Annotated in this window: 2 protein-coding genes; both read left to right on the top strand. The window is 63.6% G+C overall.

What is annotated here, in order from left to right:
- Nucleotides 1–274: 274 nt before the first annotated feature.
- Entirely contained in the window at nucleotides 275–1768 is a 1494-nt protein-coding gene (gene istA, locus E3O06_RS08115) for an IS21 family transposase (RefSeq protein WP_134502576.1), read from the top strand.
- Nucleotides 1765–2496, top strand: a complete 732-nt coding sequence (istB, locus tag E3O06_RS08110) for an IS21-like element helper ATPase IstB (protein ID WP_174843217.1) — start codon at nucleotides 1765–1767, stop codon at nucleotides 2494–2496. The genes istA and istB overlap by 4 nt, the downstream gene beginning before the upstream one ends.
- Nucleotides 2497–2635: the final 139 nt, after the last annotated feature.

Here is a 2635-nt window from a genome sequence, read left to right as displayed (position 1 = left end):
TGTGTGTGATCAACTCTTTGTAGGCCGTTTCGGCGCTGAAATCCTGCCAAGTTAGTGGCTGGTTTCCTGCCGAAAGAGCGCTAATTATCAGGCCAGGCAACTCCCCGCCACGACGGTGGTTTCGGGGGTACGCAATGTTTGAGATCACCCGGTGGCCGCGGCCCGCTCCAGAGCGTTGGAGACATGGGCCCGCCACCCCTCGATAGGTTCCTTAAGGCGTAGCTACTGCCAAGCGGTCGCGCCGGAAGGAACCAGGAAGCAGATGACGGTACCCATGTCCGTGCAAGAAAATATCAGAACTCTCGACTCCCACGGAATCGCGGGACGTGAAATCGCCCGCCGGTTGGGGGTGAGCCGTGATTCGGTGACGAAATACACCGGTCAGCAGGACTACTCGCCGAAGCCGCCGACGCCGGTGCCCAGGCCCGCCGGGTCGGTGTTGACCGGGTTCGAAGACACCATGGAGCGGTGGCTGGGTGAAGACCAGCAGCGGCCGCGGAAACAACGCCACACCGCCCAGCGGGTCTTTGACCGGTTGGTCGCCGAGCAGGATTACCTCGGCAGCTATTCGCCGGTGCAACGCTTCGTCAAGAAGTGGAAAGCGCAGCACCGGCACGCCGGGGAGGGATTCACCGAGCTGGTCTGGCCGGCCGGCACCGCGCAGGTCGATTTCGGGCAGGCCGAGGCCATCATCGCCGGGACCCGGCAGGTCCTGCACATCTTCGTCGTCACGTTCCCGTTCTCGAACATGCGCTTCGTTCAGGCCTACCGCGGCGAAACAGCCGAGTGCGTCTGCCACGGGCTGCGCACCGTGTTCGACCACATCGGTGCCGCACCCCGGACCATGGTCTTTGACAACGCCACCGGCATCGGACGCCGGGTCGGACCGAAGATTGTCGAGACGAAACTGTTCGGCGCGTTCAAGCTGCACTACCGGTCGGAGTCTCGCTACTGCAATCCGTACTCGGGTAATGAGAAGGGCAACGTGGAAAACGCCGTCGGGTTCCTCCGCCGGAACCTGATGGTTCCCGAGCCGGAAGCGGCCTCCCTGCAGGGGCTCAACGACGTGTTGTTGGCGCGGTGCCTGGCGTTGGCGAAGACGGTGCATTATCGCAAGGGCCTGCCGGTGGGTGAACTCTTCGCCCAGGACGTTGCTGCATCTCTGGCCTTACCCGGAGTGGGGTTCGACCCGGTGCGTTACGAGTCCCGCACGGCCGACAAGACCGGGAACCTCCTCATTGACGGGAACACCTACGCGGCCGGGTCCTCCTTCCACAGCCGCACCCTCACCGTCGGGTTGCGGCATGATGTGGTCGAGATCCTTGACGAGCAGGCCACCCCGGTCCGGTCGTTCCCGCGGGCGTTCGGCCGGCAGACGGAGACCATTTTCGAACCCGCATCGTTGCTGCCGTTGCTGGTGACCAAGCCCGGCGCCTGGAGTCACTCCCAGCTGCGGCCGTTGGTTCCCGACCTGGTGCGGGACTGGCTCGACACCGCCACGGCCACCAACCGGCGCCGTCTGCTCAGCGCCGTCGATGCCGCGAGTGGTTCGGCCGGGTTCGACGCTGCGATCCACGCCGCCGACCTGCTCATCCAGCGCGGCGATACTCCGGACATCGCCGCGTTGGGGATGCTCGCTCGGCGCTTGGCCGACGGCAGCGCCCCACCGGCGGACAACGTGGACCTGAGTGTCTATGACATCTTCACCACCACCGCTGGCACCGACACGTTCACGACCGTCACCACTGCGACTGGAGAGATCGCATGACCCTCATCACCGTTCAAGACATTATGGATACCGGCCGGCAGGCGTCACTGACCCATTCCGTGCTGGCCGAATGGGCGGAGAAGGGCACCCCGAAGCAACGCGAATATCTGCACGGCATGCTCACGGCCGAGCACGAATCCCGACAGGCCTCACGCCGCCAACGACTCCTGACGGCCGCCCGGCTGCCCGCATTGAAATCGCTGACCGGGTTTGACTATTCCAACGTCAAGTTCCCTGAGGATTACGGCCGGGACGAGCTGACGTCATTGGAATTCATTAACCGGGCCGAGGACCTCGTCCTCTATGGTGATGTCGGCACCGGCAAAACCCACCTCGCCAGCGCGCTGGTCGCCGCCGCCTGCCACCAGGGCGTCCCGGCACGCTTCTTCACCACCTCCTCGCTGGTCATGCAGCTGCGCCGCGCCCAGGACGAAGGCCGGCTCGATCGAGAGCTGGCGTCCATCGCGAAAAACCGTCTGCTCGCGATCGACGAATTTGGATATTTGCCGATCGATACCGAAGGCGCCCGGCTCCTGTTCCAAGTCATTGCGGACGGTTATGAAAAACAAAGCCTGATCATCACCACAAACCACGAGTTTTCGCGCTGGGGAACCGTGTTCGGAGACGACAACATGGCCGCCGCCGTCATCGACCGCATCGTGCACCACGGCCGGCTCCTCCAGTTCCGTGGCGAGTCCTACAGGGTCAAACACGCCCTCATGAAATAGCCGCCAGCACACCAGCCCGGCGACGAAAATACCCCCGAGAACCGGCTGTTCCGACCACGGTGCTCAACTGGCCGGAAACAGTGCCGCACTGGCCGGATATTTATCGCTCAAATGGCCGACCTCAAGTTGACAAAACACA

The organism is Cryobacterium glaciale (assembly GCF_004402535.1).
GTDB lineage: Bacteria > Actinomycetota > Actinomycetes > Actinomycetales > Microbacteriaceae > Cryobacterium > Cryobacterium glaciale.
The sequence above is the reverse complement of the archived record's forward strand: the minus strand, read 5'-3'. Positions and strand labels throughout refer to the sequence as shown.